Origin of the sequence: Paratractidigestivibacter sp. (genome assembly GCF_052362415.1) — a bacterium.
Taxonomy (GTDB): Bacteria; Actinomycetota; Coriobacteriia; order Coriobacteriales; family Atopobiaceae; genus Paratractidigestivibacter.
This window is the reverse complement of record NZ_DAWEMK010000003.1, coordinates 38125-55886: the sequence shown is the minus strand read 5'-3', so window position 1 is coordinate 55886 and position 17762 is coordinate 38125. Positions and strand designations below refer to the sequence as shown.

16 protein-coding genes and 2 tRNA genes are annotated in these 17762 nt (G+C 66.9%); 16 read left to right on the top strand and 2 right to left on the bottom strand.

Annotated features, from left to right (window positions below):
* The first annotated feature begins 257 nt into the window (after positions 1 to 257).
* The 16 genes from ACT84W_RS00890 to ACT84W_RS00815 all read left to right on the top strand — a co-directional run bounded on the left by ACT84W_RS00890 (position 258) and on the right by ACT84W_RS00815 (position 16369).
* Positions 258 to 348 (top strand) — tRNA-Ser (locus ACT84W_RS00890).
* Between the two features lie 40 nt (positions 349 to 388).
* Positions 389 to 476, top strand: a tRNA-Ser gene (locus tag ACT84W_RS00885).
* Between the two features lie 192 nt (positions 477 to 668).
* Complete coding sequence (locus ACT84W_RS00880; protein WP_444327893.1) at positions 669 to 1838, top strand: DUF4013 domain-containing protein; 1170 nt, start codon at positions 669 to 671, stop codon at positions 1836 to 1838.
* 341 nt (positions 1839 to 2179) lie between these two features.
* Entirely contained in the window at positions 2180 to 2473 is a 294-nt protein-coding gene (rpsF, locus tag ACT84W_RS00875) for a 30S ribosomal protein S6 (RefSeq protein ID WP_417575240.1), read from the top strand.
* A 46-nt stretch (positions 2474 to 2519) separates the two neighbouring features.
* Positions 2520 to 3017, top strand: a complete 498-nt coding sequence (locus ACT84W_RS00870; protein ID WP_417575241.1) for a single-stranded DNA-binding protein — start codon at positions 2520 to 2522, stop codon at positions 3015 to 3017.
* Between the two features lie 42 nt (positions 3018 to 3059).
* Complete coding sequence (gene rpsR, locus ACT84W_RS00865) at positions 3060 to 3332, top strand: 30S ribosomal protein S18 (protein ID WP_321970603.1); 273 nt, start codon at positions 3060 to 3062, stop codon at positions 3330 to 3332.
* 214 nt (positions 3333 to 3546) lie between these two features.
* Positions 3547 to 4425: a DUF2232 domain-containing protein gene (locus ACT84W_RS00860; RefSeq protein ID WP_417575242.1), complete on the top strand. Its 879-nt coding sequence runs from the start codon at positions 3547 to 3549 to the stop codon at positions 4423 to 4425.
* 35 nt (positions 4426 to 4460) lie between these two features.
* Positions 4461 to 4994 (top strand): 50S ribosomal protein L9, encoded by a 534-nt coding sequence (gene rplI / locus ACT84W_RS00855; protein WP_417575243.1) that lies wholly within the window; start codon positions 4461 to 4463, stop codon positions 4992 to 4994.
* A gap of 473 nt (positions 4995 to 5467) precedes the next feature.
* Positions 5468 to 6823, top strand: coding sequence for a replicative DNA helicase (gene dnaB, locus ACT84W_RS00850; RefSeq protein ID WP_417575285.1), 1356 nt, complete (start codon positions 5468 to 5470; stop codon positions 6821 to 6823).
* A 65-nt stretch (positions 6824 to 6888) separates the two neighbouring features.
* Positions 6889 to 8175, top strand: coding sequence for an adenylosuccinate synthase (locus ACT84W_RS00845; protein ID WP_417575244.1), 1287 nt, complete (start codon positions 6889 to 6891; stop codon positions 8173 to 8175).
* Between the two features lie 16 nt (positions 8176 to 8191).
* Positions 8192 to 9139 carry a DegV family protein gene (locus ACT84W_RS00840; protein ID WP_417575245.1) on the top strand — a complete coding sequence of 316 codons (948 nt, stop codon included), beginning with the start codon at positions 8192 to 8194 and terminating at the stop codon, positions 9137 to 9139.
* 36 nt (positions 9140 to 9175) lie between these two features.
* Complete coding sequence (purD, locus tag ACT84W_RS00835) at positions 9176 to 10465, top strand: phosphoribosylamine--glycine ligase (RefSeq protein ID WP_432290600.1); 1290 nt, start codon at positions 9176 to 9178, stop codon at positions 10463 to 10465.
* A gap of 61 nt (positions 10466 to 10526) precedes the next feature.
* The gene (locus ACT84W_RS00830; protein WP_417575286.1) at positions 10527 to 11192 is read left to right on the top strand and encodes an NUDIX domain-containing protein; all 666 of its coding nucleotides are present in this window, start codon (positions 10527 to 10529) and stop codon (positions 11190 to 11192) included.
* 105 nt (positions 11193 to 11297) lie between these two features.
* Positions 11298 to 13058: an ABC transporter ATP-binding protein gene (locus tag ACT84W_RS00825; protein WP_417575247.1), complete on the top strand. Its 1761-nt coding sequence runs from the start codon at positions 11298 to 11300 to the stop codon at positions 13056 to 13058.
* Between the two features lie 133 nt (positions 13059 to 13191).
* Positions 13192 to 13995: a hypothetical protein gene (locus ACT84W_RS00820; protein ID WP_432290598.1), complete on the top strand. Its 804-nt coding sequence runs from the start codon at positions 13192 to 13194 to the stop codon at positions 13993 to 13995.
* A gap of 85 nt (positions 13996 to 14080) precedes the next feature.
* Entirely contained in the window at positions 14081 to 16369 is a 2289-nt protein-coding gene (locus ACT84W_RS00815; protein WP_444327892.1) for a DUF6273 domain-containing protein, read from the top strand.
* Positions 16370 to 16579: 210 nt separating this feature from the next.
* Here the strand turns inward: ACT84W_RS00815 and ACT84W_RS00810 are convergent, their stop codons facing one another.
* Positions 16580 to 17524: a WYL domain-containing protein gene (locus ACT84W_RS00810; protein WP_444327891.1), complete on the bottom strand. Its 945-nt coding sequence runs from the start codon at positions 17522 to 17524 to the stop codon at positions 16580 to 16582.
* Positions 17517 to 17762: hypothetical protein (locus ACT84W_RS00805; protein WP_444327890.1), on the bottom strand; the 246-nt coding region annotated here is incomplete at its 5' end. The genes ACT84W_RS00810 and ACT84W_RS00805, both read right to left, overlap by 8 nt.

Genomic DNA, 17762 nt, shown 5'->3' with positions numbered 1-17762 from the left:
CGATGAAGCCGATGGGGTCGAGCTTGCGCTCTTTGTCAACAAGCGCCCCCGAGATTCCGCCGACGTTCACGGAGGCGAGGTCAAGCCAAGCCGGAAGGCTCATGGCGATCTGGGTGCTTGTTTGGGCGTATAAGGTGAACATCAGACTCCTGAAGCGGAAGATGTGCAGAATTCTCAACAATCCTAGCAAGATAATCAAAAAAGAAGTGGCGTCGCGCCGAATCTTCCGTTACAATAACCCCCGCACCACTTCAACTGGAGAGTTGTCCGAGTGGCCGAAGGAGCACGATTGGAAATCGTGTATACGTCTAAAGCGTATCCTGGGTTCAAATCCCAGACTCTCCGCCAGAATCTTTAACGGGGGCCTTCGGGCCCCCGTCGCCCTTACGGAGGGGTGGCAGAGTGGTTGAATGCGGCGGTCTCGAAAACCGTTTACCCTTCGGGGTACGAGGGTTCGAATCCCTCCTCCTCCGCCATTGATTGAATAGCCCCGGCGTTCGCGCCGGGGCTTTTTTGTGCAAATAAGGGTCCGTCTCGCTGCTTTCCGCGTCTCAACCGAGCCGTCGCAATCGTATGTTGCGATGGCGCGCATGCCGTAACCAGCAGGTTCTGGTTAGGTTTCAGGCTCGTGGGGTATGCTCTGTGTAACCTCTGCAGATGGGAGAATCATGTCTAACGAAGCCAACCTCAGCGGGTTCCAGAAGGACTGCTACTTTAGCCGTGCTTGGGCAATGCTCACTCAAGAGAAGGGCTGGTGGAAACCGGTCGCCCTGTGCGCGCTCGCCTCGCTCGTGCCCATCGTGGGCCCGCTTGCCGTGTTCGGGTACTGCCTCGAGTGGGCACGTCGGGTGGCTTGGGGCTCGACCGAGGCCCCTTCCCGTCACGTGAAGGTCGGCCAGCTCATTAAATCCGGCTGGCGCGGCGCGGTCGTCTTTGTGGGCTGGAACATCGTCGCCGCGTTCGTGGGCGGGATCCTCGGCAACCTCCCGTGGGTCGGCGAGCTCCTGAGCTTCGCGTGGGGCGTCTTTATGATCTTCGTCGGCATGCTCGTCATGGTCGCGGCTGTTCGCGCCACGGTGTACCAGAACTTCAAGGCCGGCTACCGCGCCCCGACCCTGTGGCAGATGGGCTCCCACGACCCGTGGGGGCTTCTGCGCGTGTGGCTGATCAGCCTCGTCGCCGGCGTCATCGTCGTGGTGGTTGCGCTCTTCCTCTTTGTGCCCGCCGCGATCGGCTCCATCGGCTTCTTTATGGACCTCGGCGACTACGTGAGCGGCGGCTACGGTTATTACATGACCGAGGCAGAGGAGGCCCGACTCGCGCTCGAGGTCGTAGGCTATCTCTTCCAGCAGTTCGGGCCCGCGATCCTGATCACGGCGGTGCTCGCGCTCGTCTCGGGCGTCTTTGTGAACCTGCTGAGCTATTGCGGCGTCGCACTGTGGCTGCGCCAGTTCAACGTGCCCGCTTGGGGTAGGGACGAGGACCCGCTGCCCGAGCCGGTCGTTCCCGAGGCGCCCGCGGCAGACGTTCCTGTGCCGCCGGTGGCGGGGATGCCCATGCCGCTCGCGTGCCCGAGCTGCGGCGCCGAGGTTCCGTCCGCGTCGAGGTTCTGCCCCAACTGCGGAGCCCCGATGCGCAAGGACGGCGGGGACGGATGCGCCGCCGATGCCGCCTCCGGTCAGGAGAATGAATCGGATGCCGCCCCTGACCTGCGGGATGATGAAAACTCTGACGATGGCATCATCGAGGTGACGCCTATCGCGGCGGCTCCTGTCGGGAAGCTTCCGAATGAGGGCGACCAGGAGCCTTCCGCCGACGAAAACGACCCGCTCGCCTAGGCGGTCGTGGAGAAACAATGAGCGAGCCCCCAAGGCCCCCGGAGCTGACCGAACAGCACCGGGGGCCTTGGCCTTTAGATTGTAGAAAACCCTGTTAACCAGCGGAAAGACACCCGAAAGGTTCACGGAAGGCACGGGAAGGATTGTTGTCCCGCGGCTCTGTTACGCTCGTCTCGTCTATAAAGAAGGGCGGCGTGGAGGCCGAATTCGAGGAAAAACGAAGCATTAGCAGGTTCTTTGCGAGAAATCGCGCCGGCGTGTGTTAACATCCTCCTTCGGAACTTTCCTGCTCCGGGTGCACCTTCACTTCCCGGAGCCATCAGCCCAGAGGAGGTGACCACATGAAGGCTTATGAACTGCTGTATTTTGTCGATCCCGCGTCCAACGAGGAGCAGCGCGCCGGCGCTATGAAGCGCATCGAGGTTGCTGTGACGACCGACGGCGGCACCATCGACAACGTCGAGGACTGGGGCAAGCGCAAGCTCGCCTTTGAGATCGACGACCTCACCGAGGGTGACTACACTCTCATCAACTTCCACGCAGACCCCACGCAGATCGCCGAGCTCGACCGAGTTCTGCGCATCAACGACGCTGTCAAGCGCCACATGATCGTGCGCCGCGAGGACAGGGACTAAGCATGGAGGCGCAGGCCGAGGCCTGCACGAAGAGGGAGTGAGTCAAATGAGCATCAACAAGGTGATGATCACGGGCAACCTCACGAGGGACCCCGAGCTCCGCGCCACGACGAACGGCACGCAGATCCTGCACTTCGGGGTCGCCGTCAACGACCGTAGGCGTAACCAGCAGACCGGCGATTGGGAGGACTACCCGAACTTCGTCGACTGCGTCGTCTTCGGCGCCCGCGCCGAACCGCTTTCGCGCTTCCTCTCCAAGGGCTCCAAGGTCGCCATCGAGGGCAAGCTCCGCTACTCGTCCTGGGAGAAGGACGGGCAGAAGCGCAGCAAGCTGGAGGTCGTCGTCGATGACCTCGACTTCCTCTCCTCGAGGAACGGCCAGCAGCAGGGTCAGGGCTATCAGGCCCCCGCTCCGCAGCAATACGCCCAGGTCAACCAGGGCTACCAGGCCTCGGCTCCCGCGTATGCGGCGCCTGCGCCGGCTGCCCGTCCCGTCCAGACCCCGCCTCCGGCGGACGTCTACGACGAGGACATCCCGTTCTAAACACCGGCGACCTACGGTCGCCATACGAAAGGCAACATAGACATGGCTCAGCAGAAGCAAGATTTTTCGCGCCAGCCGCGTCGCAAGTTCTGCCAGTTCTGCAAGGAGGAGACTGCGTTCATCGATTACAAGGACACGCAGCTTCTTCGTAAGTACATGACCGATCGCGGCAAGATCAAGCCGCGCCGCGTCACTGGCGCTTGCACGCAGCACCAGAGGGACATCGCCAACGCGATTAAGCGCGCCCGCGAGATGGCCCTTCTGCCCTACACCGTCCCCGTGGTCTCCAGCCGCGGCGGCCGTAACCGCGGTTAGTAATCGGAACCGCTTCGAGAAAGGGCGTTTGAGCTTGGGTTTCTCGCATGACAACGGGCTTCCCCCCGTTCCCGAGGGGATGCACGGGGCAGGAGAACCCCAGCAGGAGGGCGGGCTTACGCTCTGGAAGGACCAGCGCCAAAACGGTCCCAAGGAGACGCCGTTCGTCCTCGCATGCGTCCTTTGCGTCGCAGGGGCTTTATCGGCGGCAAGCGTGCCGCCGTTGGCTTGCCTGCTCATGGGGTTCGGTGCCCTGTGTGCAGGCGCCGGCAGGGGTAGGGGCGCTCATGCCCTCATCGCCGCCGGCACGCTCGTTGCCTGCGGCATCGGCGGCGCCTTCATTGGCGCCGGCGCGGTGCCGGACGCGCTGATCGTCGGCGCGCTCTCGCTCGGATCGGCCCTCGCGGTCGAGAAGGGCCGGATGCGCCCAGGGGTCGCGTGCGCGATCGTCGCGATCACGGCGGCGGCCCAGATCGGGTCGGCGGCCGCATCGGCGATGATGGCGGGCACGAGGGTGGGCGACTCGTTCATCGAGGTGCTTGTGAGCAACTTGCAGGCCCTCGAGGCTGCCGGCGTCGACGCCTCCAGCCGATCGCTCGTGGAGTGGGCGGTGCGGACCTTCTGGCCCGCGGCGTTCTCGACCGAGTCGATGCTCGAGTTCCTCTGCGCGTTCGCAGGCACAGGGCTCGCCGCCCGCCGCCTGCGCAGCCGTAGGGTCGAGTGGCCGGACTTCGGTCTCTTCGACCTGCCGCTTTGGGTCGTCGCGGTCTTCGTCGCGGCCCTCGCCGGATGCGTGGCCTGGTACACCCACCAGGACACCTTCGGCAACGTCGTCCTCATGGTCTCGGGCAATGCCCTGCTGACCGTGCGGTACGCGCTGGCGGCGCAGGGCCTCGCGGTCCTCGTGTGGCACATGCGGAATCGCAAGACCCCCGCATTCGCCGCTCGGCTCGCGATCCTGGCGGCCTTGTATCTCGAGGTGCAGTTCATCGTAATGAGCGTCGTGGGACTCCTGGATATCTGGAGCAACTTCCGCCGGCTTCCGCGCGGTGAGCAGCGCCATGCGATCCAGGACGAACCGAAGCAGGATTAAGGGTCGGCGAGAGCCGACCGACGAAGGAGTATCCCATGAAAGTCATCCTCCTGGAGGAGCTTCGGGGTAAGGGCGGCGAGGGCGACATCGTAGAGGTCGCTCAGGGCTTCGCGGAGAACTTCCTGTTCCCCAACCAGAAGGCCCAGCCCGCCACCCCGGGCAACATCAAGCAGCTCGAGCAGCGCCGCAAGAACATCGAGAAGCGCGAGGCCGAGCGTATTGCCAAGGCGGAGGCCCTCAAGGCCGCCATCGACGGCAAGTCCGTGACCGTCGACGCCAAGATCGGCGAGGAGGGCCAGCTCTTCGGCTCCGTCACCGCCGCCATGGTCGCCGACGCGATCGAGGCTCAGCTCGGCACCGAGGTCGACCGCAAGCGCGTCGGCCGCGGCAACGGCATCAAGAGCGTCGGCGCCCACAAGGTCCCGGTCAACTTCTACCGCGACATCACCGCCGAGGTCACCGTCCTCGTCGGCGTCACGGCCGAGGAGGCCAAGGCTGAGGAGGCTGCCGAGGAGACCGAGGCCGACGAGGCCGAGGCTTCCGAGGAGACCGCTGAGGTCGCCGAGTAGCCACTGTTTACACGGCTCGGCATCTAGCTGGGGTTTTCTACAAAACCCGCAGGTAAGCGCCTAGCTTACATAGAAGTCGAGGTCGGGTGGCATAGCGCACATGAGCCCCGGAGGACCAAGTGGTCTTCTGGGGCTTTCTTTTGCGAAGCGCAAACTCAAGCCGTCTACCTGCGGTTTTGCATCAGTGGTCAAATCTGTGCGGGAAGGCGAACGGATGCTCAGGCTTCTTAGCTGGGGATATGCCGAATGTCGAAAACATGTTGAAAACTGTGGTTCTGTAAGCCGCGGGTTAATGTTGAAAACGTTGAAAACTGGAATAACCCCCGCTTAAACCCTCGAGCACGTGTTGAAACTCCTCGGAACACGCCGCTGCGGCGGAAGACAACCTCCCCATACGCAATCGGTAGAATAAGGCTCACGCAAACGACGAAAGGCAGACGGTGGCTGACGACTACGGAATCAACCCGACGAAGATGACGATGGAGGAGGGGCGCGACATGCCCCAGGACCTCGAGGCGGAGTCCTCGGTCCTCTCGGCCATGATGATCAGCGCCGAGGCGCTGCAGGAGTGCCTGATCGGCCTGACGCCGGACGATTTCTTCCACCCGTCGAATCGCATCGTGTTCGTCGCCATGCGCGAGATGTTCGACAAGAACCGCCCCATCGACGCCATCAGCCTCGCCGACCAGCTGCGCACCCAGGGCGACCTCGAGCGCATCGGCGGCCGATCGTTCCTCCTCGGCCTGGGCAACAACTCGCTCGCCCTCGTCGGCTGGCGCCGCTATATCGAGATGCTCCACCGCGACACCACGCTGCGCAAGATGATCCAGGCCTCGGCCCAGATCACAGCGCTGGCCTTCGACGCCCCCGAGGACACCAAGGAGGTCGTCGACCGCGCCGAGAAGCTCCTGCTCGACGTTACCAACCGCGACGTGCGCCAAAGTGAGCAGTCGCTCGAGGAGATCATGGGCGAGCTCTACGAGGAGCTCGAGGAGCAGTCGATGGCCGGCGAGAAGACCCTCGGCGTCCAGACCGGCTTCCCGAAGATCGACGAGTGCCTGCTCGGCCTGCGCCCCGGCCAGATGATCGTCCTCGGCGCCCGACCGGGCGTCGGCAAGACCTCCTTCGCCCTGAACCTCGCGACGAACGCCGCCTACCACGGGGCCTCCGTCGCGTTCTTCTCGCTCGAGATGTCCAAGGCCGAGATCGCGCAGCGCCTGCTCGCCGCCGAGGCGCGCATCGGGCTGCAGGAGATCCGCTCCGCCCGCATCCGCGACGACCAGTGGCCGCAGATCCTCGAGGCGGTCAACCAGCTGAGCCAGCTCGACATCGTCATCGACGACACCCCCGGCACCACGGTGACCGAGGTGCGAGCCAAGGCTCGTCGCATGCTCCGCGGAAAGAAGCTCGGCATCGTGGTCCTCGACTACCTGCAGCTCGTCTCGCCGCCGCAGGGCGGGCACCGCGCCGACTCGCGCGCCACCGAGGTCGGCGAGATGTCGCGAGGCATCAAGATCATGGCCAAGGACCTCGGCGTCCCCGTGGTCGCGCTGTCGCAGCTCAACCGTACCGTCGAGAACCGAACCGGTAAGCGCCCGCAGCTCTCGGACCTGCGCGAGTCCGGCTCCATCGAGCAGGACGCCGACATCGTCTGCTTCCTCGACCGCTCCATGAACGAGGAAGAGGCTGCCCGTGAGGACCGTCCCGCCGTCGGCGAGACGACCTTCATCATCGCCAAGAACCGCTCCGGCTCGCTCGCGGACGTGCCGCTGACCTTCCTCGCCAGCTCCACCAAGTTCGTCGAGATCGACAACCACTACGAGGACTAGACGCCGTCCAGCGGCGGGCGCTGCTATAATCAGCCTGTATGTCTCAATTCAAAGAGAGGATGCACATGTCCGCAACAGTGCTTGTGGGTGCCCAGTGGGGCGACGAGGGCAAGGGAAAGATCACCGACCTCATCTCCGGTGACTTCGACGTGGTCTGCCGCTACGGCGGCGGCGCGAACGCCGGCCACTCCGTCGTCGCGAACGGCCATCACCTCGCCCTTCACCAGATTCCGTCGGGCATCGTCCACAAGGACGTCCTCTCCGTCATCGGCAACGGCTGCATCGTCGACCCGACCGTCATCCTCGAGGAGATCGACCACCTCAAGGCCGAGGGCCTCGACTGCGCCGGCCTGCGCATCTCGGGCAACGCGCACATCGTCATGCCTTGGCACAAAGACCTCGACGGCGCGCACGAGAAGAACCTCGGCAAGAACCTCATCGGCACCACGAAGCGCGGCATCGGCCCCTGCTACATGGACAAGATGAACCGCACTGGCCTGCGCATGCAGGACATGCTCGACCCCGCCCGCTTCCGCGAGAAGGTCGAGGCGTCCCTCGCTTACCAGAACCCCATCCTCGAGAAGGTCTACGGCCTGCCGACCTACTCCGTCGACGCCGTCTGCGAGGAGTTCGCCGCCTACGCCGAGCGCCTGAACCCGCACATCGTCGAGAGCGGCAAGCTGCTCAACGAGGAGCTCGCCCAGGGCAAGAGCATCCTCTTTGAGGGCGCCCAGGCCACGATGCTCGACATCGACCACGGCACCTACCCGTTCGTGACCTCCTCCAACTGCACCGCCGGCGGCGCCGTCACCGGCTCGGGCGTCGGCCCCACCAACATCGACCGCGTCCTCGGCGTGGCGAAGGCCTACCTCACCCGCGTCGGCTCCGGCCCCTTCCCGACCGAGCTCGACCTCGACGAGGGCGTGGGCAAGTTCCTGCTCGAGACCGGCCATGAGTACGGCGTGACCACGGGCCGCAAGCGCCGCTGCGGATGGTACGACGCCGTCGTCACCAAGTTCGCCGCGCAGGTCAACGGCCTCACCGATCTCGCCATCACCAAGCTCGACGTGCTCACGGGCCTCGACACCATCAAGGTCTGCACCGCCTACGACTGCGACGGCGTCGAGTATACGACCGTCCCCGAGCACCGCGCCCTCTTTGACGCGGCCAAGCCCAAGTACATCGAGGTCCCCGGCTGGACCGAGGACATCACCGGCTGCAAGTCCTTCGACGAGCTCCCGAAGAACGCCCAGGACTACATCAAGCTCATCGAGGAGCTCAGCGGCGTCAAGGTCTCGTTCGTCGCCGTCGGCCCCGACCGCGAGCAGACCATCAACCGTTTCTGGAAGTAAGAGGCACCGCTCACCCGTGACGCGCAAATCCTTCGCCATAGTCTGCGACAGCACCTGCGACCTCCCGCCCGAGATCCTCTCGAGGCTGGAGGTCGTGTGTGTCCCGCTGGGCATCGAGGCCGGCGGCCGCGTCCTCATGGACGATGCCGACCGCGACGAGGCTACGGCGCTGATCACGCGGCACAAGTCCGCCGAGGTCCAGAAGCTCTCCAAAGAGCGCATCCTCGGTGTTTACCAGCGGCTCATCGACGAGGGCTACGATCACATCGCGACCGTGTGCACCTCGCTTTCGGGCACGGGCAGCTGGGGAGCCGCCGAGCAGGCCATCGCCGAGCTCGGGGGAGGTCCCTGCGTGCTGCGCACCGTCGACGCGGGCGTCGCGTCGGTCGGCCTCGGCATGGTCGTCGAGCGCCTGGCCATGGCGCGCGCGGCAGGCGTCGAGTTCGAGGAGGCGGTCGCCCGCGCCCGCGCCCTCGCGCGCGAGGTCAGGTTCCTCTTCATCCCCTCGTCGTCGGCGTCGTTCGTCCGCGGCGAGCTGCGCGGCCGTAAGAACGGCCTCATGGCGCGGGCTTCTTCCCTGCGCCTGCGCGTCATCGGGGAGCGGACGCTGTATCTGCTCACCCGCGGCGAGGCGACCGCGATCGCGCGCTCGACGGACCTCTCGAACCTGTGCGGCCGCGCTGCGCACGCCATGAGCTCCATCGCCGCGCAGGAGGGCGATCTCGTCTACGCCGTCATGGGCATGGACGGCTCGAAGACCCTCCGTACGCTCGAGAAGCCGCTCGACACCAACGAGTTCTGCTCCATGCGCCTCGGCCGCGGCCGGACGGCGCCCTCGATTCTGGTCAACACGGGCGCGGATGTGGCCGGCGTCGCCTTCGCCCCGTACAAGCGATACCTGGAGGCGGGCGCCGGTGGTCCTCTTCCCAAGGGGATCATCTACCCGGAGCTCGCGCCCAAGTAAACCGACTAGCTGCATTTCGTTCAATTGGAGGCATCCATGAGCACTTCCCAGAAGGTCGATATCCTGCTGTTGGGCGCCGGTGGGCGCGAGCACGCCATCCTGGCCAAGCTCGCCGAGTCTCCGCGCGCGGGCAAGCTCTACGTGGCCCCCGGAAACGGCGGCATGTACGGGCTGGCGACCAAGGTGGAGCTCGACGCGGAGGACCCCGTCGCCGTGGCCGGCTGGGCGCGCGAGCACGCGATCGGGCTCGTCGTCATCGGCCCGGAAGCCCCGCTCGTGGCGGGCGTCGCCGATGCGGTGCGCTCCGCGGGAATCCCGTGCTTCGGCCCCAATGGTGAGGCCGCCCAGATGGAGGGCAGCAAGAAGTTCGCCAAGCAGGTCATGGCCCGCGCCGGCGTGCCCACCGCCGCCTACCGCAGCTTCACCGACGAGGACGAGTGCGCGGCTTACGTCCGCCAGGTCGGCGGCCCCATCGTCGTCAAGGCCGACGGGCTGGCGGCCGGCAAGGGCGTTATCGTGGCGCAGACCACCGAGGAGGCTCTCGAGGGCGTCCACGAGTGCTTCGGCGGCACCTTCGGCGACGCGGGCGCGACCGTCGTGGTCGAGGAGATGATGGAAGGCCCCGAGTGCTCGCTTTTGGCCCTCACCGACGGAAAGACGCTCGTTCCCCTGGCCACCTCGCAGGACCACAAGCGCGCACTCGACGGCGACCGCGGCCCGAACACCGGTGGCATGGGCGTCTACAGCCCGGTCCCCATGGTCACCGACGAGGAGCTCGCGACCATGGTCGACATCGAGAAGCGCGTCGTCGCCGAGCTCGCGGCCGAGGGCATCACCTACTCGGGCTGCCTCTACGGCGGCTTCATGCTGACCAAGGACGGCCCGAAGGTCCTCGAGTTCAACGCCCGCTTCGGCGACCCGGAGACCCAGGTCGTGCTGCCGCGCATGAAGGCGGACCTCGTGGACGTCTTTTTGGCCTGCGACGACGGTACGCTCGACGCGGGCGACGTGCGCTGGGACGACGACTGGGCTGTGTCCGTCGTGCTGACCTCGGCGGGCTACCCCGGCTCCTACGAGAAGGGCAAGGTCATCACCGGCATCGAGGACGCCGAGGCTATGGACGGCGTGACCGTCTACCACGCCGGCACCAGACTCGACGACGAGGGCCGCGTGCTCACCAACGGCGGCCGTGTGCTCGACGTGACCGCGGTCGCGCCGACCTTCGAGAAGGCCCGCGAGCTCGCGTACGCCGCCTGTCAGAAGATCGACTTCGACGGAAAGACCTACCGCTCGGACATCGGCCTGCGCTGCATCCAGGGCCGCTAGGGAGAATCGAATGGCTGAGGAAGAGAACAACAACCAAGAGCTCACGGGCGCCGTCGACGAGATGCGTGACTCCGTGGCCGCCTTCACCTACGACGGGGACCGCTCCGCGCACGACCATGTGTCGGGCGCTCCCGAGGAGCGCGAGCTCGTGCTCGGCGACGACGACCCGCGCGACGCGGGCCTCGCGGAGAAGCCCCTGACCGAGGACGTGGCCTGGACCGGCCGCATCTTCAACGTGAACCGCCTGCAGGTCGAGCTGCCCGACGGCCGCCGTGCCTTGCGCGACGTCGTGCGCCACCCGGGCGCCGTCGCCGTCGTGGCGCTGACCGCCGAGGGCCGGATCTGCCTCGTGCGCCAGTACCGCACGGCGCTCGGCCGCGTGACGGTCGAGATCCCCGCCGGCAAGCTCGCCCCCGGCGAGGACCCGCTGGAGTGCGCGAACCGCGAGCTTCTCGAGGAGACCGGCATGGTCGCCGAGAAGATGGCCTTCTTGACCACCATCGCGAGCTCGGACGGCTTCACCGACGAGCTCATCCACATCTATATGGCGACCGGCCTGACCTTCGGCAAGTCGAGCCCGGACGACGACGAGTTCATCAACGTGGACCTCGTCGAGGTCTCCGAGCTCGTGGACGCCGTGCTCGATGGCCGCATCGAGGACGCGAAGACCGTCGTCGGCGCCCTCCTGTGCGACGCCATCGGCCGTCGCCTCGCCGACCAGCAGTAAACCAAGCCGCCTCGCGGCGGCGGAGCAACGGGGGCAGGCACCTTTATAAACGGGTGCCTGCCCCCGTTGTGCCGCGCGTCCCGGGCGCGAAGGAGGAACATAGAAGTGCTCAAGCGTTTTCTTGCTTACTACAAACCGGTCATAGGCCTCTTCATCGCCGACACCGTGTGCGCCGTCGTGGTCGCCGGCGTCGACCTGAGCTTTCCCGTGATCCTGCGCTCGCTTACGGGCGGGCTCTTCACGCAGGGCGCCGCGGCGATCATCCAGGCCCTTCCCGTCATCGCCGCCGCCCTCGTGGCCATGTACCTCGTGCGCTGCGGCTGCCGCTACTTCGTGAGCGCGCAGGGCCACATCATGGGCGCGCGCATGGAGTCCCAGATGCGCCAGGACCTCTTTGACCAGTACGAGCGCATGGGCTTCGCCTACTTCGACTCGCACTCGTCGGGCGACATGATGAGCCGCGTGGTCAACGACCTCTTCGACATCTGCGAGGCCGCCCACCACGTGCCCGAGTGGATCATCATCTGCGCCATCGAGATCATCGGCTCCTTCGTCATCCTCTTTGGCCTCTCGCCGGCGCTCGCGGGGGCGATCCTTGTGGTCACGGTCGTCTTTGCGGCCGTGATGGTGCGCATGAACCTGACGATGCGCGCGACCTTTACGGACAATCGCAAGAAGATCGGCGGCGTGAACGCGCAGCTCCAGGACTCGCTCGAGGGTATCCGCGTCGTCAAGTCCTTCGCCAACGAGGCGGCCGAGTCTGCCAAGTTCCGAGCCTCGAACGAGCGCTACCTCGCCTCGAAGGAGGACATGTACGGCACGATGGGCCGCTACTACGGTGTCTATGGCCTCATGACGGGCGCGCTCTACACCGTCGTCGCGGTGCTCGGCGGCTGGCTCGTCGCCCAAGGCGAGCTCTCGGCGGCGGACATGGCGACGTTCGCGCTGTATATCTCGCTGTTCTGCACGCCCATCGAGACCCTGGTCAACTCCACCGAGATGTACCAGAAGGCCATCGCCGGCTTCCGTCGCATGGACGAGGTCCTGCGCACCGAGCCCGACGTGGCGGACGCCCCCGGCGCGCCCGACCTCGCGGTCGGCCCCGGCGCCATCGAGTACCGCGGCGTGTGCTTCTCGTACCCCGACGTCGAGCTGGACGAGAACGGCGAGGCCCGCGAGCGCCCCGTGATCGACGACCTGAACCTGACGGTGCGCCCCGGGCAGACCCTCGCCCTCGTGGGTCCCTCCGGTGGCGGCAAGTCGACCACCTGCAGCTTGTTGCCGCGGTTCTATGACGTGGCGTCGGGCTCCATCACCATCGACGGGCAGGACGTCCGCGACGTCACCCAGTCCTCGCTGCGTCGCGCCATCGGCCTCGTGCAGCAGGACGTGTACCTCTTTGACGGGACCATCGGCGAGAACATCGCCTACGGCAAACCCGGCGCGACGGCCGAGGAGGTCGCGGAGGCGGCCCGCCGCGCGAACATCGCAGACTTCATCGAGAGCCTGCCCGACGGCTACGACACCGAGGTGGGCGAGAGGGGCACGCGCCTCAGCGGCGGCCAGAAGCAGCGCATCGCCATCGCGCGCGTCTTCCTCAAGAACCCGCCGATCCTGATCTTCGACGAGGCCACGAGCGCGCTCGACAACGAGTCGGAGCGCGTGGTGCAGGAGTCGCTCTCCGAGCTAGCCCGCGGGCGCACCACCATCGTGATCGCGCACAGGCTCTCGACCATCAAGGGCGCCGACGAGATCGCGACCGTCGAGGACGGGCGCGTGGTGGAGCGCGGCACGCACGAGGAGCTCCTCGCCGCCGGCGGCACCTACGCGCGGTATTACCGCATGCAGTTCGCCCAAGGGGCGTAAAAGAGCCCCGGCACGAGGCCGCGAGGAAGGCCCGCCCGTGCTTCTTTGTACGCGGGCGGCGTCCCGGCGCGGCCCACAGATGCCGGCCCGGCGGTATACTGACTACATTGCTGTTTCGATTACGGGGAAACACATGGCCAAGAAATACGAAATCGCGCGCATCCAGAGGGGCGCCCTCACCGCCGACGAGGCGGAGGCGCTCTTTGCGACCGTTGACGAGACCGGCCACACCGACGAGGAGCGCGCGGCGCGCGAGCGCCGCCACCGCAAGGAGAAGGGCCACGCCGTCGACGTCGACCCACTGTCCTCCGACGACCCCTCCGGCTCCAACGTCGAGAAGGTCATCGCGAAGACCGCCGTCGCCTTCGTGGTCATCTTCCTCGTGGGCGTCGTCGCCATGCAGGTCTTCTTTGGCCTGGTGCGCCGCTCGAACACCTCGAACCTCTCCGAGAACGTCAACGTTCGCACCGTTGCGTCCGCGCTCGGCGGCGGCGTCGAGTGGGGCAACGGCTTCACGCAGTTCCCCGAGGACTATTCGGTGCAGGAGGCCGACGAGAACACCGGCCGCATCGAGGTGTCCGTCACCGACACGAGCTCCGAGAACGCGCTGCAGTGCTTCGCAGGCTCGCAGGTCCAGGCGACCGCCTTCGCGGTTAACTCGCTGCTCAACCCGAACATCAACACCGTGGTCTACCACGTCAACGTCCATGAGAGCACAGACGGCAAGATCGAGCGCTCGCAGCTCTTCGGCTTCCTCAAGCCGACGGGCGAGGTGAAGTCGATCATGACGTTCATCTGGACGAAGACCCAGTCGAGCGCCGGCGTGAACTTCAGCTGCACGATCACCGGCATCGATGACACGCTCCAAGACGAGCTGAGGGACCAGATAACCACGTCCTTCACGCCCGTTCAGATTCTCACGGGTTCAAGCAATTAATGAATGCGCGGCCCGCCCACCGGCGGGCCGCGTTCATAATCAGGTACATTTAGGGGTAATGTCCACGCGACGTTGGAGGGTATCGATGCGTTGCAGGAAGTGCGGGGCCGAGCTGCCGGACGGAGCCCGTTTTTGTTATATGTGCGCCTCCCCGGTCGAGCCGGAGGAGGGGCGTAAGGGCGCCGCGCCTGCGACGGCCGCCGAGCCTGCCGCCGACGGCGGGGCCGCGGGCGAGGCTGTCGCCGCGGGCGAGGCCGCTACCGGCTCTGCTGACGTTGCCGATGCCGGTGCCGCCGCGCCTGCAGTCGATGCCTCCTCTGATGCCCACCGCGCAAGTCAGATTCCCGCTCCGACGAAGCTCGAGGACCCGCTGCCCATCGGCGCGGTGCCCTTCGTCCCCATGGCGCCCTCGCCCAGGTCGACCTACGTTCAGCGCCGCGGCCCTCGCCCGGTGAGGGCTTCTCGGCCGGGAGCGAACTCCGCGCCCACCTCGGTGAGCGGATACTCGACCTCCGGCTGGCCCCAGAACTCCGCATGGTCTCTCGAGGGCCGCATGCCCGAAGACACCGAGCGCATGATCGAGCGCCGCAACGAGTCGGACGACCCCATCGGCAGTGCGAGGAACAAGCTCGGCCAGGTGTTCTCGTCCTGGACCGCCGCCTCCGCCGAGCGCGGCGAGAAGAAACGCAAGGAGCGCGAGGTCCGCGAGGCCGCTCGCCGCGTCGAGGAGCAGCACCGTGAGGACGAGCGCCTGGCCGCCGAGCGCGCTTGGCGCGAGCGGCAGGAGAAGGAGCGCCTGGCCGCCGAACGCGCCTGGAAGGAACAGCAGGAAGAGAAGGAGCGCCGCGAGCACGAGCTCGCGGAGCTGCGCATCGCTTCCGAGGGCGCGGGCGAGCGGGCGGATTCTGCGCAGGAGCCCGCGGCCGCGCAGGCGGATCCTGAGGTTGCGGTCGCCGAAGGGGTGGTCGCTGGCGCCGCAGCTGATGCCACGCCTGATGTGGCCGAGGTTGGAGCCGCCGAGGTCACTGGCGAGGCGACCGAAGCCCCGGCCGGCGCCGACACTGCCGCGCAGTGCGATGACGTCGACGAGGCCGAGGAATCCAACGAAGCCGATGCCTCAGCCGCCGCCGTTCCCGTCGCGGACGCCGCCGCTGTCGGCGATGTCGTCGAGCCCGCCGCCATTGAAGGGTCCGGCAAGAACGGTGAGTTCCCGGCTGCGGCGTTCCCGGCTCAGCCCGATGCGCAGGCCAGCGCTCCTGAGCCTGGCCCTTCTTTCCAGGAAGAGCCCGCCAACGACTTCGACACCGAGACCACCCGCGACCTCGGGGCTGTTGCCCGCAGGCTCAAGCAACAGCAGCAACAACAGCAGGAGGCGGCCAGCTTCGGCAAGGTGCTCAACCCGAGCGCCAGCCGCCTCCGCCGCCATAGTCAGATGCCCGTCCCCGCCGCAGGCGTCGTCGCGGGCGTGATCGCCGGCGTCTTGGTGATCGCCCTTGTCATCGTTGCCCTTTCCGGTGTGGGCCAAAAGACCGAGAAGCCCTCTCCCGCGCCCGCGCAGCAGTCGCAGACCCAGGCCGAGCCGGAGCAGGAGCAACCGGAGCAGCCGGCCGAACCCGAGCTCGCCGCCCGCCAAGCGGTCGAGGACTACTCGTGGGACGAACTGTCCCAGATCTCCCAGAAGATCGCGGCCGCGTCGAGCGACACCGAGGGCCTCGAGATCGCAAAGAAGTACAACCTCGTCTCGGCTGCGGGCACGCTCGACGGAACGCAGACAAAGACCCTGCAGCTCAGCGACGGCACGAGCGTGAAGATGCGCATCGCAGGCTTCCGCCAGGACGAGCGGGCCGACGGCTCCGGCAAGGCCGGCATCACGCTCATCGCCGACTCCACGGTGGGGGAGCGCGCGGTCAGCGACTCCGGCAACGCCGATTGGGGCAGCTCCACGCTGCGCTCGTGGCTGAACGACGAGTTCGCGTCCGAGCTTCCCGACGAGGTCGCCTCGAAGATCGTCGAGGTCAACAAGACCACTACCCGCGCGACGGACATGTCCTCGCAGGAGACCACGGCGGACAAGGTGTGGATCATCTCGTACTCCGAGCTGGTCGGCACGCTCGATTCCGGCAGCTACCGCTACTCCATCTACACCCCCGAGGGTGCGCAGTACAAGCTGTTCGCGGACCTCGGCTGCACGTGGGGCGCCAACTCCGAGCACTATAAGGTCGCCGGCGGCATCGGTCGTTGGTGGCTGAGGAGCCCGGACCCGCTGGACGCGAGCTGCCACATCGCGCCCAACAACGAGAACGGCGCCCCCGGCTACGCGCGCAACTGCGCCGTCTCGTCCGGCGTCGGCGTCGTCCCCGCCTTCTGCCTCTAACCAACACCGGGCGACAGTCATTGCGTGCAGCTTTATTGCCAGGTATGAAAGAGCTGAGCAGCTTGGCGCCCCCATCGCCCTTAAGCGGACGATGGGGGCGCTTCTTGGCAAGGGCCAAGGGTGTCCCAGGAATGCTGCAGCCAATGACTGTCACCCAGTGATGGGTGGCACCAGATGATGGGTGTCCCCCAAAGCTGTGCGCAATGACTGTCACCCAGTGATGGAGAGAAGGGCGCGCGCGTGGTCGGCGACGAGGGCGCGGAGCTCGGGGTCGTCGACGCGGGCGTGGCCGCCGCAGCCGGCGATCTGGCGCGCGAGCCAGGTGCCGCCGTAGTAGGGGATGGTGCCGCTCGCGGTCCCGGCAGCGTCGTCGCGCGCCTCGATCTTGAGCCCCGGCCACACAAAGAGATCGAGGAACCGCAGGTCATCGAAGGAGATTCGCACCAGACGGCAGCTCTCTCCCCCGGGCCCGGACGCCTCGCCGCCGACCTTCTCGCCCGCGCCGTCGGCGTGCCCGGCGCTCCGCACGTCGCGCATGCGGTCGAGGCGGAAGCTCCGCTTTGCCTGTCGGTCGAGGTCGAAGGCCTCGAGGAACCACGCGTTGTCCCCGCGCTCGAGCCCGAGCGGCTCCACCGTCCGCGCCCGCTCCTCCGCGTCCGCCGCGCCCCGGTATAGGAACGCGAGGTCCTCGTGGCGGGCGAGCGCCATCGAGCACGCGAAGCGCACCTTGGCGGTTCGGCCGGCCTCGCCGTCGGTGTGCACGCGGGCAAGAAGCCCCTCGTCGATTCCCTTCTCGACAAGAAGCCCACGCAGCTTCTCTCGCAGCGGGTCGTCCTCGGCCACGCCGAGCGCCTCGAGCGCGCAGCTCAGCGCGAAGGTCTCTTTGACCGTGAGCCGCAGCCGCCGCCCGCGCGCGCCGGCGTCGCCGAGCGCCAGGCCCTCTTCGTCCTCGTAGAGCGCGATGCCGTCCGAGTCGCCCATCGTCTGGACCAGCGCAAAGAGGGTCCGCGCCTGGTCGGGCCCGCAGCCGAGCCTCCGCTCGATGGCACGCTCGCTCACGAAGTCGCCGGCGTCGGTGAGGGACCCGACGAGGTCGATCAGCGTCCTCGCGTAACCCTCCGCGCCGCGCCTGCCCGCGCCCGTTGCCCTACTCACCGCGAATCGCCCCCTCGAGCGTCGACTTCCATGCCCCTACCAGCTCAGGCGGAAAGACGGGCACGAGCCCCTCGGCGACCGCCCAGCACGCGGCGTCCTCGATGCTGCTCGCCTCGACCGACCACGTCTCGCGGCCGTCCTCCACCCGAACCTCTCCGTGGACGCGCGCGGCGTCGGGCAACCCGCCCTCGCCTGCGGCGAACACCGCGCGGCAGACGGTCGGACCGATCTGAAACGG

Excerpts from the sequence above, each read along its gene's own strand:
- ACT84W_RS00880 (WP_444327893.1), top strand. The coding sequence starts at position 669 with ATGTCTAACGAAGCCAACCTCAGCGGGTTCCAGAAGGACTGCTACTTT.
- rpsF (WP_417575240.1), top strand. The coding sequence starts at position 2,180 with ATGAAGGCTTATGAACTGCTGTATTTTGTCGATCCCGCGTCCAACGAG.
- ACT84W_RS00870 (WP_417575241.1), top strand. The coding sequence starts at position 2,520 with ATGAGCATCAACAAGGTGATGATCACGGGCAACCTCACGAGGGACCCC.
- rpsR (WP_321970603.1), top strand. The coding sequence starts at position 3,060 with ATGGCTCAGCAGAAGCAAGATTTTTCGCGCCAGCCGCGTCGCAAGTTC.
- rplI (WP_417575243.1), top strand. The coding sequence starts at position 4,461 with ATGAAAGTCATCCTCCTGGAGGAGCTTCGGGGTAAGGGCGGCGAGGGC.
- dnaB (WP_417575285.1), top strand. The coding sequence starts at position 5,468 with ATGACGATGGAGGAGGGGCGCGACATGCCCCAGGACCTCGAGGCGGAG.
- ACT84W_RS00845 (WP_417575244.1), top strand. The coding sequence starts at position 6,889 with ATGTCCGCAACAGTGCTTGTGGGTGCCCAGTGGGGCGACGAGGGCAAG.
- purD (WP_432290600.1), top strand. The coding sequence starts at position 9,176 with ATGAGCACTTCCCAGAAGGTCGATATCCTGCTGTTGGGCGCCGGTGGG.
- ACT84W_RS00830 (WP_417575286.1), top strand. The coding sequence starts at position 10,527 with ATGCGTGACTCCGTGGCCGCCTTCACCTACGACGGGGACCGCTCCGCG.
- ACT84W_RS00820 (WP_432290598.1), top strand. The coding sequence starts at position 13,192 with ATGGCCAAGAAATACGAAATCGCGCGCATCCAGAGGGGCGCCCTCACC.
- ACT84W_RS00815 (WP_444327892.1), top strand. The coding sequence starts at position 14,081 with ATGCGTTGCAGGAAGTGCGGGGCCGAGCTGCCGGACGGAGCCCGTTTT.